This is a genomic window from Bosea sp. 29B (genome assembly GCF_902506165.1).
Lineage (GTDB): Bacteria > Pseudomonadota > Alphaproteobacteria > Rhizobiales > Beijerinckiaceae > Allobosea.
In genome coordinates this window covers 3,617,373-3,635,040 of the sequence record NZ_LR733817.1, presented here as the reverse complement: position 1 = coordinate 3,635,040, position 17,668 = coordinate 3,617,373, and the positions used below count along the sequence as shown (strand labels likewise).

The 17,668-nt window shown below is 67.0% G+C and carries 15 protein-coding genes; 9 read left to right on the top strand and 6 right to left on the bottom strand.

Annotation, left to right across the window (positions count from 1 at the left end):
* Positions 1 to 141: 141 nt before the first annotated feature.
* Positions 142 to 1,110 carry a polyprenyl synthetase family protein gene (locus GV161_RS17565; RefSeq protein ID WP_244624300.1) on the top strand — a complete coding sequence of 323 codons (969 nt, stop codon included), beginning with the start codon at positions 142 to 144 and terminating at the stop codon, positions 1,108 to 1,110.
* Positions 1,111 to 1,116: 6 nt separating this feature from the next.
* Here the strand turns inward: GV161_RS17565 and GV161_RS17560 are convergent, their stop codons facing one another.
* From GV161_RS17560 to GV161_RS17545, 4 genes are all read right to left on the bottom strand, one after another.
* On the bottom strand, positions 1,117 to 1,755 hold the full coding sequence (locus GV161_RS17560; protein ID WP_244624255.1) for a LysE family translocator: 639 nt from the start codon (positions 1,753 to 1,755) through the stop codon (positions 1,117 to 1,119).
* A 28-nt stretch (positions 1,756 to 1,783) separates the two neighbouring features.
* A complete protein-coding gene (locus GV161_RS17555) occupies positions 1,784 to 2,668 on the bottom strand; it encodes a 4-(cytidine 5'-diphospho)-2-C-methyl-D-erythritol kinase (RefSeq protein WP_152016914.1) in 885 nt (294 codons plus the stop codon).
* Positions 2,669 to 2,671: 3 nt separating this feature from the next.
* The gene (locus tag GV161_RS17550) at positions 2,672 to 4,432 is read right to left on the bottom strand and encodes a tetratricopeptide repeat protein (RefSeq protein WP_244624254.1); all 1,761 of its coding nucleotides are present in this window, start codon (positions 4,430 to 4,432) and stop codon (positions 2,672 to 2,674) included.
* Between the two features lie 477 nt (positions 4,433 to 4,909).
* Complete coding sequence (locus tag GV161_RS17545; protein ID WP_244624253.1) at positions 4,910 to 6,589, bottom strand: electron transfer flavoprotein-ubiquinone oxidoreductase; 1,680 nt, start codon at positions 6,587 to 6,589, stop codon at positions 4,910 to 4,912.
* Between the two features lie 177 nt (positions 6,590 to 6,766).
* Here GV161_RS17545 and GV161_RS17540 point away from each other — a divergent pair, with 177 nt between their 5' ends.
* From GV161_RS17540 to GV161_RS17520, 5 genes are all read left to right on the top strand, one after another.
* Positions 6,767 to 7,567: a uracil-DNA glycosylase gene (locus GV161_RS17540; protein ID WP_152016912.1), complete on the top strand. Its 801-nt coding sequence runs from the start codon at positions 6,767 to 6,769 to the stop codon at positions 7,565 to 7,567.
* Positions 7,568 to 7,708: 141 nt separating this feature from the next.
* On the top strand, positions 7,709 to 9,139 hold the full coding sequence (locus tag GV161_RS17535) for a cytochrome ubiquinol oxidase subunit I (RefSeq protein WP_152016911.1): 1,431 nt from the start codon (positions 7,709 to 7,711) through the stop codon (positions 9,137 to 9,139).
* A gap of 12 nt (positions 9,140 to 9,151) precedes the next feature.
* Positions 9,152 to 10,156 (top strand): cytochrome d ubiquinol oxidase subunit II, encoded by a 1,005-nt coding sequence (cydB, locus tag GV161_RS17530; RefSeq protein ID WP_152016910.1) that lies wholly within the window; start codon positions 9,152 to 9,154, stop codon positions 10,154 to 10,156.
* Between the two features lie 54 nt (positions 10,157 to 10,210).
* On the top strand, positions 10,211 to 11,470 hold the full coding sequence (locus tag GV161_RS17525) for a glutamate carboxypeptidase (RefSeq protein ID WP_152016909.1): 1,260 nt from the start codon (positions 10,211 to 10,213) through the stop codon (positions 11,468 to 11,470).
* A gap of 86 nt (positions 11,471 to 11,556) precedes the next feature.
* Positions 11,557 to 12,447: a neutral zinc metallopeptidase gene (locus GV161_RS17520; protein ID WP_152016908.1), complete on the top strand. Its 891-nt coding sequence runs from the start codon at positions 11,557 to 11,559 to the stop codon at positions 12,445 to 12,447.
* Between the two features lie 3 nt (positions 12,448 to 12,450).
* Here the strand turns inward: GV161_RS17520 and GV161_RS17515 are convergent, their stop codons facing one another.
* Positions 12,451 to 12,939 carry a glycosyltransferase family A protein gene (locus GV161_RS17515; protein ID WP_152016907.1) on the bottom strand — a complete coding sequence of 163 codons (489 nt, stop codon included), beginning with the start codon at positions 12,937 to 12,939 and terminating at the stop codon, positions 12,451 to 12,453.
* A gap of 117 nt (positions 12,940 to 13,056) precedes the next feature.
* Between GV161_RS17515 and GV161_RS17510 the strand changes: the two genes are divergently transcribed.
* From GV161_RS17510 to GV161_RS17500, 3 genes are all read left to right on the top strand, one after another.
* The gene (locus tag GV161_RS17510) at positions 13,057 to 14,244 is read left to right on the top strand and encodes a PA0069 family radical SAM protein (protein WP_152016906.1); all 1,188 of its coding nucleotides are present in this window, start codon (positions 13,057 to 13,059) and stop codon (positions 14,242 to 14,244) included.
* A 190-nt stretch (positions 14,245 to 14,434) separates the two neighbouring features.
* Positions 14,435 to 15,046 carry a ribonuclease HII gene (locus tag GV161_RS17505; protein WP_152016905.1) on the top strand — a complete coding sequence of 204 codons (612 nt, stop codon included), beginning with the start codon at positions 14,435 to 14,437 and terminating at the stop codon, positions 15,044 to 15,046.
* Between the two features lie 313 nt (positions 15,047 to 15,359).
* On the top strand, positions 15,360 to 16,562 hold the full coding sequence (locus GV161_RS17500; RefSeq protein WP_152017502.1) for a site-specific DNA-methyltransferase: 1,203 nt from the start codon (positions 15,360 to 15,362) through the stop codon (positions 16,560 to 16,562).
* On the opposite strand, the gene mutY is transcribed toward GV161_RS17500, so the two are convergent.
* A complete protein-coding gene (mutY, locus tag GV161_RS17495) occupies positions 16,559 to 17,629 on the bottom strand; it encodes an A/G-specific adenine glycosylase (protein ID WP_152016904.1) in 1,071 nt (356 codons plus the stop codon). The genes GV161_RS17500 and mutY overlap by 4 nt on opposite strands.
* Between the last annotated feature and the right edge of the window lie 39 nt (positions 17,630 to 17,668).

Here is a 17,668-nt window from a genome sequence, read left to right as displayed (position 1 = left end):
TCGCGAAAGGATTGCCGGGGCTGGCCACGCATGCGACGTTTGTGGCAAGGGCATGGGCGCGCGGATGCGCGAGAATGAGGCCGGAGTTTGCGCGTGGGCGTCGTCGTAGCTTTCGAAGACAAGGACACCAGCCAGGGCGGCATCGAGCCGCTGGTCGGGCTGACGCGCGCCGACATGGAACGCGTCAACGCGATGATCCTGTCGCGCACCGGCTCCGAGGTCACGATGATCCCGGAAGTCGCGAACCATCTGATCTCCTCCGGCGGCAAGCGCCTGCGGCCGATGCTGACCTTGGCGACGGCAGCGCTCTGCGGCTATCGCGGCGAGGGCCATGTCAAGCTCGCGGCCAGCGTCGAGTTCATGCACACGGCGACGCTGCTGCATGACGACGTCGTCGACGAGAGCGACATGCGCCGTGGCAAGGCGGCCGCCCGCATGCTCTGGGGCAACGAGGCGAGCGTGCTGGTCGGCGACTTCCTGCTCGGCCAGGCCTTCAAGATGATGGTCGAGGTCGGCTCGTTGCGGGCGCTCGACATCCTCTCGACCGCCGCGGCCGTCATCGCCGAGGGCGAGGTGATGCAGCTCGCCGCCGCCAAGAACACCGAGACGACCGAGGACGAATACCTCGCCGTGATCCGCGGCAAGACCGCCGAGCTCTTCGCCGCGGCCTGCGAGGTCGGGCCGGTGATCGCCGGCTCGTCCAAGGGCGAAGCCGCTGCCTGCCGCAGCTACGGGCTCAATCTCGGCATCGCCTTCCAGCTCGTCGACGACGCGCTCGACTATGGCGGCTCCGCGGGCCAGCTCGGCAAGAACGTCGGCGACGACTTCCGCGAGGGCAAGATCACGCTGCCGGTGGTGCTGTCCTTCCGCCGCGGCAATGAGGAGGAGCGCGCCTTCTGGCGTCGCACCCTGCAGGAGGGGCAGGTCCGCGAGAGCGATCTCGCTGATGCGCAGGCCCTGATGCGCAAGCACAGTGCGCTGGCCGACACGATCGAGCGCGCCCGCCACTACGCCAAGATGGCGAAGGACGCGCTCGGCCTTTACCCGTCATCACCGATGAAGCAAGCGCTCAACGACGCCGTCGATTTCTGCGTGGCGCGAGCGCACTGAGTTCCGTCAGCGCTGCTCAGCCGCGATCCTAAGCCCCAGCGCCAGCAGGAGCCCACCGGTCACCGCCTCGATGACGCGCCTCACCTGCGAGCGCCGCAGCACGTCGCCGGCCTTGGCGACGACGAGCGCATAGGCGGAAAGCCAGAGCAGCGTCATCGCTGCGAAGACCAGCCCGAGCAGGAACAGCGTGCTGAAGCTCCCGCTGCCGGCCGCGAATTGCGGCAGCAGGCTCGCGAAGAACACCGCGATCTTGGGATTGCCGAGATTGCTGATCAGCCCTTGCCGGTAAGCGATCGCAGGCGCTAGCTGACGCGGCGGAGGCAGCTCGGCCGTCGCGGACGAGGCTTGCCCTTGGCGGCGGAAGGCCTCTCGCAGCGCCATGACGCCGAGCCAGATCAGATAGGCGGCGCCGACGTATTGAATGGCGCGGAAGACCGGCTCGCTCGCCACCAGCAGCGCGACGAGACCGAGACTGGTCGCCAGCGCCCAGATCGACAGGCCCGTAGCGACGCCGAGCGCGGTGAGCACACCGCCGGCGCGGCCGCCGAACAAGGTGTTGCGGATGGTCAGCGCCGTATCCGGCCCCGGCGTGCAGATCACCAGCGCCGCGACACCGACATAGGCAAGGAAGGAAGCCAGCGTCATGATGCGCCCTCCGGGCGAGTTGTGACGCTTATCTCAGCACAGTCGGCTTCAGCCACCAATCCGGCCGGCCATGCGCCAGACGCTTGGCAGCCGCAGCGCTGGCGCGGCAATCGTCGAACACGGCGAAGCAGGTCGCGCCCGAGCCGGACATGCGCGCCAGCCGGCAGCCCGGCGAGGCTGACAGCGCCGACAGCACCTCGCCGATCGCCGGCGCGACGACGCGGGCCGGTGCTTCGAGATCGTTGCCGGTGGCGGCCAGCGCGGTGATCAGGGCTGCCGATGTTGCGGGCGCGGAGGCGTTCGCCTGGAACGGCTCAACGCCCCCCGGATGCCCCTGCCCCGACTGGAGCCCCAACGCACGGAACACCGGCGCCGTCTCGACAGCCACTCCAGGATTGACCAGCAGCGCGAACAAGCGCGGCAACCTCAGCACCGGGCCGAGCCGCTCGCCGACGCCGCGCATGACGCGGGCGCGCGCCTCCAGGCAGACCGGGACATCGGCGCCGATCCGGCCAGCGGCAGCGAGCAATGCCGGGTGCGAGAGCGGCAGGTCGTTGAGTCGCGCCAGCAGGCGCAGGGCCGCAGCGGCATCGGTCGAGCCGCCGCCGATGCCCGAGGCGACCGGCAGGCGCTTGACGAGATGGAAGCGGCCGGAGCGCAGCCCGGCGATCTCTTCGCGAAGCACGCGCTCGGCCTTGAGGACGAGATTGTCCGGGCCGGTCGAGAGACCGGCGGCAAAGGGGCCGGAGATTTGCAGCTCTCCGGCTTCGCCCGGCGTCAGGCTGAGCTCGTCGCCGACACCGGCGAAGGCGACGAGGCTGTCGAGCTCATGATAGCCATCGGCGCGGCGGCCAAGGACGCTCAGGGAGAGGTTGACCTTGGCCGGGGCGCGGGTCGCCAGTCTGGCAAACAAGGATCAGCCGCCATCCTTCTTCGGCTCGGCCGCATTGGCCGAGGGCGCCGGGTCTTCCAGACCCTTGTCGATCTTGCGCAGGATCCGGGTCAGATCCTCCGGCTCCGGCCCGAGATCGCGGGCATAGTTCCACTGATAGCGCGCTTCGAGATAGCGTCCGGTCTTCCAGTAGACGTCGCCGAGATGGTCGTTGATCACCGGGTCGGACGGGCGCAGCTCCATCGCCTTCTCCAGCTCCGTCACCGCCTCGTCATAGCGGCCGAGCCGGTAATGCGCCCAGCCGAGCGAGTCGATGATGTAACCGTCGCGCGGGCGAAGCTCCACGGCACGGCGCAGCATGCCGAGCGCCTCTTCGAGCTTGAGGTTCTGGTCGACCAGCGAATAGCCGAGATAATTCAGCACCAGGGCGCGCTCGCGGCCGAGTGCCTCCGGCATCAGCTCCAGCGACTTGCGCAGATCGGCCTCGGCCTGCGGCCATTTCTTGATACGCTCATAGGCGATGCCGCGCGAATAGAAGATGTCCCAGTTGGCGCGGCTCGGTGTGCCGAGCTTGGCGACCGCCTTGTCATAGGTCGCGGCCGCCTCCTCGAAGCGCTTGCGCGAGCGATAGATGTTGCCGAGCGCGGAGATCGCCTCGATGTCGTCGGGGCGGGCCGTGATGATGCCCTCGAGATGCTTGACCGCTTCGTCGGTCTTGCCGAGCTGCTCGAGGCCGAGCCCGATCTGGATGTCGGCGACAGGGCGCAGCGGCGAGTTCTCCGGCATGCGCCGGTAGACCTGGACGGCGTCCTCGGTCTGCTTGGCGCGCTCCAGGATATCGGCCAGCGTCAGCACGGCGAGGTCGTGGCCGGGATCGAGATGGACCGCAAAGCGCAGATAGAGCAGCGCGGTCGCCTCGTCGCCCTGAAGAATGCCCGCGCTCGCGAGCCCGTAGAGCACTTCGGCGGCGCCCTGCTGGGTGTTGCCGACGATGCGCTGCAGCGGCTCCTTGCTGCCGATCTTGGCGATGGCGTCGCGGACCACCGGATGGTTCGGGCGGACGCTCCGCTCGAAATCGTTCAGGGTCGCCAGGGCCGCCTCACTATCGCCAGCGCGCGCCTGCTGGCGCGCCCAGAGATCGACGAGGCGCAGATTGGTCTTCTCGGCATCATAGGCCGCCTTGAGGCGGCGATTCGCCTCGTTGCGGCGCCCCGCGATGTCAAGGATCAGCCCGGCATGGAAATCGCGGAAGCGATCGAAGGTCGATTCGCCCTTGAGACGCTCCAGCGTGTCGATGGCGCGATTCGTCTCGCCCGAGCCCGAGTAAGCCCAGGCGGCGAGCAGGGTCGCGGTGATGTCGGCAGAGCGGCCACGGCCGCCGCGCTGCAGCTGGGTGCGGGCGGCACCATAGTTCTTCTGCTTCAGCGCACGCACGCCGAGCGCGAGCTGGGCGAGGCCATTGGTGGCGTCGCGCTGGATCAGCTTCTCAGCGGCGCGGAACGTTTCGTTCATCGCGCCATCGGCGAGGAAGGCGACGAAGCCGCGCTCGAGCAGTTCGCTGTTCTGCGGATCGTTCCGGATCGCCTCGCGCAGATAGATCGAGGCCGCGCCAAGATCCCGGGCCGAGCCGGCTACCACGGCCGCCAGGTAATTGCCTTCAAGACTCTCGGCCGGCTCGAACTTCTCGACCGGGCGCGCCTGCGCGAGTGCCGGCACGCCGACATGCAAACCTGCGACAAACGCCAGCACAAGAGCGGCGCTACGGCCGTTGATCTGAAACGTCACGTTCGACATTCTCCTCGGTCCGCCCCGGTCGCCGGGGACTGGTCCGTCGACGGGACCGTGACCTGAACGATTAGGCCGCCAACATGGCCGTTTCCGGGCTTGCCGACAAGAGCGGCGCCCCCTGCTGCGTCATCGCTGTCACGCTGACGTGAAAAAGTCACAGGCCGCCCGGCTCTCCCACGAACACGATAGATTCGGTCAATTTTTCAGGCGTAGTCTTCGTTCCGCCGCGCGTTCGCGGCGATTCGTCAAAGGTGCTCCCAGATGAAGAAGGTCTCGCTCGCGCTGGCGGCCGTTCTCACGCTCGCCGGCATTGCCGGCGGCTGCGCCACCAAGGAACCCGAGAAGCCGGCTCCAATCGTCCGCAAGGGCTGATTCGTCGCCTTTTCAGGGCTGAACAATGAAAAAGGCCGCGCGGTCCAAGCCGCGCGGCCTTTCACGTTTCAAGCGCTCATCGCGAACCGGCTGCCAGCGCGATCACATGTTCGAGTAGTTCGGACCGCCCGCCCCTTCCGGCACCGTCCAGGTGATGTTCTGGGCGGGGTCCTTGATGTCGCAGGTCTTGCAGTGAACGCAGTTCTGCGCGTTGATCACGAAGCGCGGCAGCGACTGCTTCTCCGGATCGGCATAGACCACCTCATAGACGCCGGCCGGGCAATAGAGCCGCGCCGGCTCGCCATAGATCGGCAGGTTCTGCAGCACCGGCACGTTCGGGTCGGTCAGCTTCAGATGCGCCGGCTGGTCCTCCTCATGATTGGTCGCCGAGAGGAAGACCGAGGAGAGCTTGTCGAAGGAGATCTTGCCGTCGGGCCTGGGGTAAACGATCGGCTTGACCATGCCGATCGGCTTCAGCGTGGCGTGGTCGGGCTTGCCGTGCTTCAGCGTGCCGAAGGGCGACCAGCCGAAGAGCTGGTTCAGCCACATGTCGATGCCGCCGAGCATGACGCCGCCGAGCGTGCCGAGCTTCGACCAAAGCGGCTTGACGTTACGCACCAGCTTGAGGTCGCGCCCGATCTCGGAGGCGCGCCAGCTGTCCTCGATGCCGTCGACCATGTCATGCGAGCGGCCTGCCGCCAGCGCCGGCACGAGATGCTCGGCCGCCAGCATGCCCGACAGGATGGCGTTGTGGCTGCCCTTGATGCGCGGCACGTTGACGAAGCCTGCCGAGCAGCCGATCAGCGCCCCGCCCGGGAAAGTCAGCTTCGGCACCGACTGCCAGCCGCCCTCGGTGATGGCGCGCGAGCCATAGGAGAGGCGCTTGGCGCCCTCGAAGACGTCGCGGATCATCGGGTGCGTCTTGAAGCGCTGGAACTCGTCGAAGGGCGAGAGCGTCGGGTTCGTATAGTTGAGGTGGACGACAAAGCCGACAGAAACCAGGTTGTCGTCGAAATGGTAGAGGAAGGAGCCGCCGCCGGTCGACATGTCGAGAGGCCAGCCGAAGGAGTGCTGCACCAGCCCCTTCTTGAACTTCTCCGGCTTGACCTGCCAGATTTCCTTGAGGCCGATGCCGTATTTCTGCGGCTCACGGCCCTCGTCGAGGGCGAAGCGCTTGATCGCGATCTTGGAGAGCGAGCCGCGCGCGCCCTCACCAAGCAACGTATAGCGGCCGCGCAATTCCATGCCGCGGGTGAAGCGGTCGGAGACCGTGCCATCCTTGGCAATGCCCATGTCGCCGGTAGCGATGCCGCCGACCGAGCCGTCCTCATTGTAGAGCAGCTCGGCGGCGGCGAAGCCGGGATAGATCTCGACGCCGAGCGCCTCGGCTCGCGCCGCAAGGTATTTTGCGACCAGGCCGAGCGAGCCGACGAAGTTGCCGTGATTGTTCATCAGCTTCGGCATGGCGAAGTTCGGCAGGCGCGCCCCGCCGGCCGGGCCGAGGAAATAGAAGACGTCCTCGGTCACCTGCGTATGCAGCGGGCGAGCCTCGTCCTCGCGCCAGTCGGGCAGGAGCTTGTCGAGGCCGCTCGGATCGATGACCGCGCCGGAGAGGATGTGCGCGCCGACCTCGGAGCCCTTCTCGACCACGACGACCGAGATGGCTTCGTCGAGCTGCTTCAGCCGGATCGCGGCGGCGAGCCCGGCGGGACCGGCGCCGACGATGACGACGTCATAGTCCATGCTCTCGCGCGGCGTGCTCTGCGCTTCCTTCAGATCCATGCTGCCCTCCACCCCGCGCCGGCTATGTCTCGTTAGATAGTTTATATATGAACTATCTTGATCAACCCGCCAAGCGCTGCCGCAAGGCTGATTGGAATTCCTCTATCCGGGGCTCCCGTTCATTTTGCAACAGCGAAGGGCTCGCTTCGTTCCGAACGCCGCTCTATTCTCGCGCTCATGTCGCTCGACGCCGTCTCCGCAGCTGAATTGATCGCCTGGTACGCCGAAATGGGCGTGACCGAGGCGCTCGACGAGACGCCGCACGACCATTTCGCAGCCGCACCGGAACCGGCGCGACAGCCTGTCGCACGGTCAGCGGGCGCTGTGCAGCAACCCGTCAGGCGCCCTGTGGCCGTGGCTGCGGCAACCCCGCCTGACGAGGCGGCGCTGTCGGCGCGAGCGCTGGCACGCGAGGCGATGACGCTGGACGCGCTCAAGACCGCGCTGGCGAGCTTCGAGGGCTGCCCGCTCAAGGCGACCGCCAAGAACCTCGTCTTCGCCGACGGCAACCCGGCCGCGAAGGTGATGTTCGTTGGCGAGGCGCCGGGCGCCGACGAGGACCGGATCGGCCTGCCCTTCGTCGGCCGCTCGGGACAGTTGCTCGACCGGATGCTGGCTGCGATCGGGCTCAACCGGCAGGAGCACGTCTATATCGCCAATCTCCTGCCCTGGCGGCCGCCCGGCAACCGCACGCCGACGCCGCAGGAGGTCGCGATCTGCCTGCCCTTCATCCAGCGCCAGATCGAACTGGTCGATCCGGATGTTCTGGTCTGCATCGGCGGCCCCTCGGCACAGGGGCTGCTGGGCGTCTCCGGCATCCTGGCCTCGCGCGGGCGCTGGATGGAATACGACACCGGCACGCGCATGATCCGGGCGATCGCGACGCTGCACCCGGCTTACCTGCTGCGCCAGCCCTTGCAGAAGCGCCTGGCCTGGCGCGACCTGCGCGCGCTCAAGACCGCCCTCGCCGCGCTTTGACGCAGCGGCGCGATGCCACTGCGGCATCGGCACCGGCTGCCCTGTCGCATCGCCTTGATTATTCCGAGTGCAAAGTAGACGCTGCAACCAGCAGGGTCATTCGGCCATGGCGATCCGTGGCCGGCACGCCGGAGCGATGCGATGGAAATCGACGCCTTTCTGCTGTCACGCATCCAGTTCGCCTTCACGATCTCCTTCCACATCGTCTTCCCTGCCTTCACGATCGGGCTCTCGGCCTATATCGCGACGTTGCTCGGCCTGTGGCTGAAGACCGGCGACCAGAAATTCCATCTCCTCGCCCGGTTCTGGACCAAGATCTTCGCCGTGTCCTTCGCCATGGGCGTGGTCTCCGGCATTGTGCTGTCCTACCAGTTCGGCACGAACTGGAGCCGGTTCTCTGTCGCGGTCGGCAACGTCATCGGCCCGCTGATCGGCTACGAGGTGCTCACCGCCTTCTTCCTCGAGGCCTCCTTCCTCGGCGTGCTGTTGTTCGGCTGGAAGCGCGTGCCGCCCTGGCTGCATTTCCTCTCGGCCGTGATCGTCGCCGGCGGCACCGCCCTTTCCGGCTTCTGGATCCTCTCCGCCAATAGCTGGATGCAGTACCCCGCCGGGCACGAGGTCCGCGACGGCATCGCCTACCCGGTCGACTGGCTGAAGATCATCTTCAACCCGACCTTCCCCTTGCGCTTCGCGCATATGATGACGGCGGCCTACCTCACCACTGCCTTCGTCGTGCTGGCGACCGGGGCGCGCCATCTGCTCGCCGGGCACCGCACCGAATCGGCCAGGACGATGGTGCGCATGGCGATCCTGATGATCGCGCTGACCGCGCCACTACAGGCCGTGATCGGCGACTTCCACGGCAAGCAGACCGCGATCTACCAGCCGGCCAAGCTCGCCGCGATCGAGGCGCATTGGGACTCCTCCAAGCCCGGCGCGCTCGTGCTCTTCGCCTGGCCGGACGAGAAGGCGGAGCTCAACCGTTTCGAGATCGCGATCCCCGGCGTCGCCAGCCTGCTGACCCATGGCAGCATGGACGCGCTCTTTCCGAGCCTGAAGGATTTCAAGGTCGAGGACCGCCCGCCGGTGCTCATCCCCTTCTTCGCCTTCCGCCTGATGGTCGGCATCGGCACGCTGATGATCGTCTTCGGCTGGGTCGGCGCCTGGCTGTGGAAGCGCGGCGCCGTCTTCGAGACGCGCAGCTGGCTCTGGCTCGCCCAATACAGCTGGCCGGCAGGCTTCCTCGCCATCCTGTCGGGCTGGTTCGTTACCGAAGTCGGCCGCCAGCCCTGGCTCGCTACCGGCATCCTGCGCTCGAAGGACGCAGTCTCGCCGGTGACGACGCTGGAGGTCGCGATCTCGCTGGCGCTGTTCGTCTTCGTCTACTGCGTCGTCTTCGCCGCCGGCATCGCCCTGATCAACCGCCTGATCGACAAGGGGCCGGACGAGATCAGCCCGGAAGACCCGCCCGAACAGCCCTCGAAGCGGCCGCTCAAGGCCGCGCAGGCGCCGGCCTCCGCCATTTTCGGCGACGGCCACCCCGGCGACGACAAGATCCAGCCGGCGAATTGAGGAGAACCTGAGATGGAATGGTATCTCCCCGTGATCTGGGCCGGGCTGATCGGCACCGCCGTGATGCTCTATGTCGTGCTCGACGGTTTCGACCTCGGCATCGCCATCCTGTTCCCGACGACCAGGGACGAAAGCGAGCGCGACCAGATGATGAATTCGGTCGCGCCGTTCTGGGACGGCAACGAAACGTGGCTGGTGCTCGGCGGCGGCGGCTTATGGGTCGCCTTCCCCTATGCCTACGCCGTCATCATGCCGGCCTTCTACATCCCGGTGATCCTGATGCTGCTGGCGCTGATCTTCCGCGGCGTCGCCTTCGAGTTCCGCTGGGTGGCCAAGCCCCATCACAGGATATGGGACCTCGCCTTCTGGGCAGGATCGACGGTGGCGGCCTTTGCGCAAGGGCTGATCCTCGGCGGCCTGCTCCAGGGCGTGAAGGTGGTCGACAAGCAGTTTGCCGGCGGCCCGCTCGACTGGCTGACCCCGTTCACGCTGATGTGCGGCGCCGGTGTCGTCATCGGCTATGCCACGCTCGGCGCGACCTGGCTGGTCTACAAGACCGAAGGGCCGGTGGCCGAGCGGGCGCGCCGGCAGGCCAGGACGCTGCTGCTGGGCCTGCTCGCCTTCGCCGTGGTGGTCTCGCTGTGGACGCCCTATGCGCATCCGCGCATCGCCGAGCGCTGGTTCGCCCCGTCGAACCTTGTGCTGCTCTGGCCCTTCCCGGTGCTGACCGCCTTTTGCGGCTACATGGCCTGGAAGCGGCTGCATGGCGCGCATGAGTTCACGCCCTTCGCCTTCACGATCGCGATCTTCCTGCTCTGCTTCCTCGGCCTTGCGATCTCGAACTATCCCTATCTGGTGCCGCCCGGCCTGACGATCTGGGACACTGCGGCAGCGCCGGCCTCGCATGTCTTCGTGCTGATCGGCGTCAGCTTCCTGCTGCCGATGATCCTGTTCTACACGGCCTTCGTGTACTGGACCTTCCGCGGCAAGGTGAAGGCCGATGCCGGTTATCATTGAGGCCACCCACACGTAGGATGGGCAGAAGGAAGCAAGCCTGAGCGGGATCAAGCCATGAGCGGGATCGAGACATTGCGTCGCGCAGCGGTGGGCATCTTGATGCTGGCTGCCGTCCCAGCCCTGGCGGCGCCGCAGAAGCCGGTCCTCGACGCGGCGGAAGCCGAGAAGCCCGCTTATCTCGAGACGCTCAAGGCCCTGGTCTCGATCGAGTCAGGGTCGCGCGATGCCCAGGGACTTGCGACGATCGCTAGCCTCATTGCCGAGCGCCTGAAAGCCCTCGGTGGCGAGACGGAGCTGATCGACTCGGCCGAGCCGACACGATCGCCGGCCAAAATCGCGCTCGCCCGCTTCAAGGGCAGCGGCACCAGGAAGATCCTGCTGCTCGCGCATATGGATACGGTCTACGCCAAGGGCATGCTGGCCCAGCAGCCCTTCCGGATCGAGGGCGACAAGGCCTATGGCCTCGGTATCGCCGACGACAAGCATGGCGTCGCCCTGATCCTCCACACCGTCGCGCTGCTCAACACGCTCGCGGCCAGGGACTATGGCACGCTGACCGTGCTCATCAACGGCGACGAGGAGATCGGCTCGGCCGGCTCCAGGGCGCTGATCACCAGGCTCGCGGCCGAGCAGGACGCAGTGTTTTCCTGCGAAGGCTCCGGGATCGGCCAGGACACGCTCCGCCTCGCCACCAGCGGCGTCGGCTCCGTGCAGCTCAAGGTCACCGGCCGGGCCTCGCATGCCGGCAGCTCACCTGAAATGGGCCGCAACGCGCTGTACGAGCTCGCCCACCAGATCTTGCAGATGCGCGATCTCTCCAAGCCGGAGATGGGCCTCAAGCTGAACTGGACGCTCGCGTCCGCAGGCTCGGTCAGCAACGCGATTCCGGCCGAGGCGAAGGCACAAGGTGACATGCGGGCACTGCGCATGGCCGATTTCGACCTGATCGAGGCCGCGGTGAAGGAGCGCATCCAGAACAAGCTCATCCCCGACACGGTGGTGGAGGCGACATTTACCCGCGGGCGCCCGCCCTTGGCGCCGACCGAGGCCAGCAAGGACCTGGGCGCGCATGCCAAGCGCGTTTTCGGCGAGATCGGCCGCCCGCTGACCATCGCCGAAAGGGCAAGCGGCGGCGGAACCGACGCAGCCTATGCCGCGCTTCAAGCCAAGGGGCCGGTGATCGAGGGCTTCGGCCTCAGGGGCTTTGGCTCTCATTCGAATCAGAACGAGTACGTCGCGCTCGATTCGATCGTGCCCCGGCTCTATCTGCTCGCCCGCATGATCACCGACGTATCGCGCGGCGAAGCGAAATAGCCGCTCGCCGCGGCCGGGCTAACGGCAACGCTTGAGTTCCGCCGCGTCCTCGCCGACATTGGCGGCGCTGCAACAAGGGTTCGCACATGCGTTGGGAAGATTACCGCCAGTCCGAGAACGTCGAGGATCGGCGCGGCGGTGGTGGTGGCGAATATGCCGGCCTTCCCGGCGGTCGCGGTGGCATCGGCATCGGCACCATGGTCGTGCTCGGCCTGCTCGGCTGGGCGCTCGGCATTGATCCACGCCTTTTGATCGGCGGCGCCGAGATGATCGGCGGCATCGGCGGACGCAGCGCGCCGACACAGGAGCAGCGCAAATCGGCCGGCCCGCCGCAGGACGAGATGGGCAAGTTCATCTCGGCCGTGCTGGCGCAGAACGAAGACATCTGGACGAAGGTGCTGCCGCAGCAGGCCAACCGGAAATACGTACCGCCCAAGCTGGTGCTGTTCAGCGGGGTCGATCGCTCGGGATGCGGCACGGCCCAGTCGGCGATGGGGCCGTTCTATTGCCCCAACGACCAGAGGGTCTATCTCGACCTCTCCTTCTTCCAGGAGATGCAGCGCAAGCTCGGCGGCGGCGGCGACTTCGCCTATGCCTATGTCATCGGCCACGAGATTGGCCATCATATCCAGAACCAGCTCGGCATCCTGCCCAAGGTGAACGAACTGCGCCAACGGATCTCCGAGCGCGAATCGAATGCGCTGTCGGTGCGCGTCGAATTGCAGGCCGACTGCTTCGCCGGCGTCTGGGCCTACAACCTCCAGGCGATGGACCGGATCGAGGCCGGCGACATCGACGAGGCGATGCGAACAGCTTCGGCGATCGGCGACGACAAGCTGCAGCAGCAGGGCCGCGGCGTGGTCGTGCCGGATTCCTTCACGCACGGCTCGTCGGCGCAACGTACCCGCTGGTTCAACACCGGCTTCAAATCGGGCTCTATGCAGAGCTGCGACACCTTCCGCACCAACCAGCTCTGAGCCTCAGAGCTCGGCGCGCTCGCGGCGGACCGTAAGCCGGCGCGGCGCACGCGCCAGCCGGCCGGAGAGGATCTGCTTCTTGGGCGCGAGCAGCCCCGCCCTGACGCCGCGCGAGCGCAGCGAGACCGCGCCCCATTCGCGCAGCGCCGCAGCCATGCCGCGCAGCGGCATCAGCGCCGGCCGAGCCGCTGCGGTCAACAGATGCCGCTCGATGCTCGGCGTCCATTGCGGCTCGGGCAGGTCGCCGGCCTCAAGCAGGATCACCCAGTCGCCGCGCGCCTGGGCGACTCCTGACGACCAGGCCTCGCCGGCCTTGGCCTTGACGTAGCTCGCACCGGTCTCATCGGCGAGCCGCGCGATCGCGGCGTCGTCGCCATCGTCGACCACCACGGCATGGCCGATCACGCCCTTGGCGACCGCTGGAATCAGCACGGACAAGGTCGCGGCCAGCGCCTCGGCGTCACGATTGGCCCAGATGACGGCAGTGATCATGAGCGATCAGCTTATGACGCAGTGCAACATGTCGCAATCCTGTCACTTGCCTTTCGTTCTCTATATGTTCACATTCCTTGGTCTCGGAACATCCGATTCCGCCGAGGAGACGAAGCCATGCTGCAGGCCAGACCCTCAGCCAAGACGCAACCGCTCAAGCGCCGCGACAGCGAGCCGGGCACGGTCTCGGCACCGGTGCGGCTCGCGCCGGTCGATCCGCTCGCCCATATCGGCAGCCAGATCGACCCTGACAGACGGCGCGGACGCGGCGCGACGATCAACCCCGGCGGCCGCTATGAGGCAGAACAGCGCATCAGCGAGGATGATGGCTGGGGCTCGCTCGGCGAACTGCCGCCGTTCAAGACCGAAGTCTCGGTCGAGAAGCCGCGCACGATCATTACACGCAATGACTCCCCGGATATTTCGTTCGACCGCTCGATCAACCCTTATCGCGGCTGCGAGCATGGCTGCGTTTACTGCTTCGCGCGGCCGAGCCATGCCTATCTCGGCCTCTCGCCCGGACTCGACTTCGAGAGCAAGCTGACCGCCAAGCCCGATGCGGCGCTGCTGCTTGAGAAGGAACTGTCCTCGCCGAGCTACCAGCCGCGCACCATCGCGATCGGCACCAATACCGACGCCTACCAGCCAATCGAGAAGAAGCTCAGGATCATGCGTTCGATCCTCGAGGTGCTGGCGAAGTTCAACCACCCGGTCGGCATCGTCACCAAATCGGCGCTGGTGCAGCGCGACATCGACATCCTCGCGCCCATGGCGGCAAAGGGGCTGGTCAAGGTCGCGCTCTCGGTGACGACGCTCGATCCTAAGCTTTCCCGCAACATGGAGCCGCGCGCCGCCGCCCCGGCCAAGCGCATCGAGACGATCCGCAAGCTGTCGGAAGCCGGCATTCCGGTGACGGTGCTGGTCGCGCCGATCGTGCCGGCGATCAACGAGCATGAGATCGAGCGCATCCTCGACTCCGCCAAGGCTGCGGGAGCTCGCGAGGCCGGCTATGTGCTGCTGCGCCTGCCGCTCGAGGTGAAGGACATCGTGCAGGACTGGCTGGTGACGCATCACCCCGACAAGATGCGCCATGTCGTCTCGCTGATCCGCTCGACCCGCGGCGGCAAGGACTATGATGCCGCCTGGGGCCAGCGCCAGGTCGGCTCCGGCCCCTATGCCTGGATGATCGGCAGGCGCTTCGAAATGGCGGCCGAGCGGCTCGGCTTCAACAGCACGCGGCTGCGGCTTCGCACCGACCTCTTCGTCAAGCCGGAGAAGGAGAAGGCGCAGTTGAGCTTGTTCTGATCCCGCATACCCACGGATGTCATCCCGGACGCAGCGAAGCGGAGGTCCGGGATCCATGCCTGAGCCGTTCCGGAATGGATCCCGGGTCGGACTACGTCCGCCCGGGATGACCGGTTGGATATGGATCGTGGCTGGTGGACAAGATGCAATTCCGGCAGACCTTCAGGCCACGATCTGGCATAGCCGGGCCATGACCGCCGATTTCAGCCGCGAGCAGGCCGCGATGATTGCCGGGCGCGCCCGCGTCGCCGGCGTGGACGAGGTCGGGCGCGGTCCGCTCGCAGGCCCGGTCGTCGCGGCCGCCGTCATCCTCGACCCCTCGGCGATCCCCGACGGACTCGCCGATTCGAAGGAGCTCAGCGCCCAACGCCGGGAAGAGCTCTGCGTGCTAATCCTCGCCAGCGCGCTTGCTGTCGGCGTCGGCAGCGCCTCGGCGACCGAGATCGACACGATCAACATCCGGCAGGCGACGCTGCTTTCCATGCGGCGCGCGGTTGGAGCACTACCGCTATCGCCCGATCTCGTCCTGGTCGACGGCAACGATCCGCCGGCGCTGGCCTGCGGCTGCGAGGCGATCATCGGCGGCGACGGGCTGATCGCCTCGATCGCCGCGGCCTCGATCGTCGCCAAGGTGATGCGCGATCGGATGATGGCGCGGCTCTCGCTCACCTACCCCGCCTATGGCTTCGCCAGCCATGCGGGTTACGGAACGGCCGCGCACCGCGCCGCCATCAAGGAAAAGGGTCCCTGCCCTGCGCACCGCTATTCCTTCGCGCCGATCAAGGGTGTCTGGACGAGATAGCGGCGACGACCGGGCTCGTCATTCTCGGGGGAGCGAAGCGCCGACCCGAGAATCTCATGACGAGCAGGCGGCAACCGGAGCCTCTTCCGGCCCGAGATACCCGGGTCGAGCCCGAGCATGACGCTTGCCCCAACGGCAGCCAGGCGCCGCTTACCCTTCCTTAACTTCCGTTACGAATTCCCAAACATATTCAAAGGGCTAGGCAAAATCTGCAGCCCCAGAATGGGACGCATTTTTTTCAACCTGGAAACCCGCCCTTTACCCTGACCGGCCAGGATCGCGACTGTTGAAGTTGCGTAACGGTCTTGGCGTCATGAGTACCTCGCGTACCGGGACCGCCAGCGCTCCCGTCCGGATTCAGGTTTCGCGTACCGGACGGCCCGCGCTGGGGGCCCGGATGAAGGCCAAGAGCCTTCTCCACTCTCAGATACTCCCTCGCGAGCTTCCGCTCGACCAGGTGATCGTGGGCGATTGCGTCGCCGCGATAGAGGCCCTCCCCCCCGGGAGCGTCGACCTTGTCTTCGCAGACCCGCCCTACAATCTGCAGCTCGGCGGCGATCTGCGCCGGCCCGACGACAGCCTCGTCGACGCCGTCGACGACGACTGGGACAAGTTCGCCTCCTTCGCCGATTACGACGCCTTCACCCGCGCCTGGCTCACCGCCTGCCGCCGCGCGCTAAAGCCGGACGGCGCGCTCTGGGTGATCGGCTCCTATCACAACATCTTCCGCGTCGGCTCGATCCTGCAGGATCTCGGCTTCTGGATGCTGAACGACATCGTCTGGCGCAAAGCCAATCCGATGCCGAACTTCCGCGGCCGCCGCTTCACCAATGCGCATGAGACGCTGATCTGGGCGGCGCGCGGCGAAGCGTCCAAATACACCTTCCATTACGAGGCACTGAAGGGCGGCAATGACGACCTGCAGATGCGCTCGGACTGGTATCTGCCGCTCTGCACCGGCGATGAGCGCCTGAAGGACGACAAGGGCGCCAAGGTCCATCCGACCCAGAAGCCCGAATCACTGCTCGCCCGCGTGCTGCTTTCGGCCAGCAATCCCGGCGACGTCGTGCTCGATCCCTTCTTCGGCACCGGCACGACCGGTGCCGTCGCCAAGGCACTCGGCCGGCATTTCATCGGCATCGAGCGCGAGCAGGTCTACGCCAACGCAGCCCGCGAGCGCATCGCTGCGGTTCAGCCGCTGCCGCCGGAAGCCTTCGCCACGGCGCCGTCGAAGCGCAGCGAGCCGCGCGTGCCCTTCCTCAGCCTGGTCGAAGCCGGGCTGGTCAAGGCGGGCGAGCGCGTCTTCGACGAGAAGCGCCGTCACAGCGCCACCATCCGCGCCGATGGCACTCTGGTGCTCGGCCCGGCCGTCGGCTCGATCCACAAGGTCGGCGCACTGGCGCAGGGGTTGCCAGCCTGCAATGGCTGGACCTTCTGGCATGTCGAGCGCGACGGCAAAGCCATGCTGCTCGATGTCCTGCGCGGTGAGATCAGGACGCAGATGGCGGCGGCCTAAGGCCGCTGCAGCTCTTCCAGCCCGGCCTCGAGCGCCTTCAGGAAGACGTTCGGAAACGCCTCTTCCTTCAGCCTGTTGAACGGCGTGAAACGCATGCCGTCCGGCGCCTGCGTCTCCAGCGGGACGCGCCCGGCGAAGATCGTCAGCTCCAGCGGGAAATGCGTGAAGACGTGGCGGACCGGCAGCATTAGCCGGCGCCATTTCGCCGACACTGGCGCATCGCGCAGGGCGTCATCCACCTCGTAATCCGCCCGCCAGTCGCCACCAGGCACCTCGACCATGCCACCGAGCAACCCCTTGACCGGCCGGGTGCGGACCAGCACGGCGCCATCCTCGCGCATCGCGACGAAGGCCGCGCCATAGCGGGTCTTGCCGGTCTTCTTAGCCGCCTTGCGCGGAAAGCTCTCCTGCGTGCCGGCGATGCGCGCCTGGCAAGGCTCGCGCCAGGGGCAGAGCCCGCAGGCCGGCGAGCGCGGTGTACAGATCGTCGCGCCCAGATCCATCAGCGCCTGCGCGAAATCGCCGGGTCGCTCATGCGACAGCAAAGCCAGCACCCGCTCGCGGATCAGCGGCTTGGCCCCGGGCATCTCGCCCTCGATCGCGAAGAGCCGGGTGATCACCCGCTCGACATTGCCGTCGACCGCGACCGCGGGCCGGTCGAAGGCGATCGCCGCGATGGCTCCCGACGTATAGGCGCCGATGCCCGGCAAGGTACGCAGGCCCTCCTCGGTATCGGGAAAGCGGCCGCCATGCTGATGTGCGACCGTCTGGGCGCAGGCATGGAGATTGCGGGCGCGGGAGTAGTAGCCCAGCCCGGCCCAGGCCTGCATGACGTTCTCCGAGGGCGCCGCCGCCAGCGCCTCGACGGTCGGGAACCGCGCCATGAAGCGCTCGAAATAGGGTTTCACCGCCGCGATCGTGGTCTGCTGCAGCATGATCTCGGAGACCCAGACGCGGTAAGGGTCGGCCCGCTCGCCCGGCAGCGCCCGCCAGGGCAGGACGCGGCGATGCCGGTCATACCAGGCGAGGAGATCGGCGGCGCGGGGCTGGGGAACGGAAGCGTCCATGATTCCGGGTGTAATGCGTCGAGCCAGTCAGGCAAGCTC

Excerpts from the sequence above, each read along its gene's own strand:
- GV161_RS17560 (WP_244624255.1), bottom strand. The coding sequence starts at position 1,755 with ATGACGCTGGCTTCCTTCCTTGCCTATGTCGGTGTCGCGGCGCTGGTG.
- GV161_RS17545 (WP_244624253.1), bottom strand. The coding sequence starts at position 6,589 with ATGGATCTGAAGGAAGCGCAGAGCACGCCGCGCGAGAGCATGGACTAT.
- GV161_RS17540 (WP_152016912.1), top strand. The coding sequence starts at position 6,767 with ATGTCGCTCGACGCCGTCTCCGCAGCTGAATTGATCGCCTGGTACGCC.
- GV161_RS17535 (WP_152016911.1), top strand. The coding sequence starts at position 7,709 with ATGGAAATCGACGCCTTTCTGCTGTCACGCATCCAGTTCGCCTTCACG.
- cydB (WP_152016910.1), top strand. The coding sequence starts at position 9,152 with ATGGAATGGTATCTCCCCGTGATCTGGGCCGGGCTGATCGGCACCGCC.
- GV161_RS17525 (WP_152016909.1), top strand. The coding sequence starts at position 10,211 with ATGAGCGGGATCGAGACATTGCGTCGCGCAGCGGTGGGCATCTTGATG.
- GV161_RS17520 (WP_152016908.1), top strand. The coding sequence starts at position 11,557 with ATGCGTTGGGAAGATTACCGCCAGTCCGAGAACGTCGAGGATCGGCGC.
- GV161_RS17515 (WP_152016907.1), bottom strand. The coding sequence starts at position 12,939 with ATGATCACTGCCGTCATCTGGGCCAATCGTGACGCCGAGGCGCTGGCC.
- GV161_RS17510 (WP_152016906.1), top strand. The coding sequence starts at position 13,057 with ATGCTGCAGGCCAGACCCTCAGCCAAGACGCAACCGCTCAAGCGCCGC.
- GV161_RS17505 (WP_152016905.1), top strand. The coding sequence starts at position 14,435 with ATGACCGCCGATTTCAGCCGCGAGCAGGCCGCGATGATTGCCGGGCGC.
- GV161_RS17500 (WP_152017502.1), top strand. The coding sequence starts at position 15,360 with ATGAGTACCTCGCGTACCGGGACCGCCAGCGCTCCCGTCCGGATTCAG.
- mutY (WP_152016904.1), bottom strand. The coding sequence starts at position 17,629 with ATGGACGCTTCCGTTCCCCAGCCCCGCGCCGCCGATCTCCTCGCCTGG.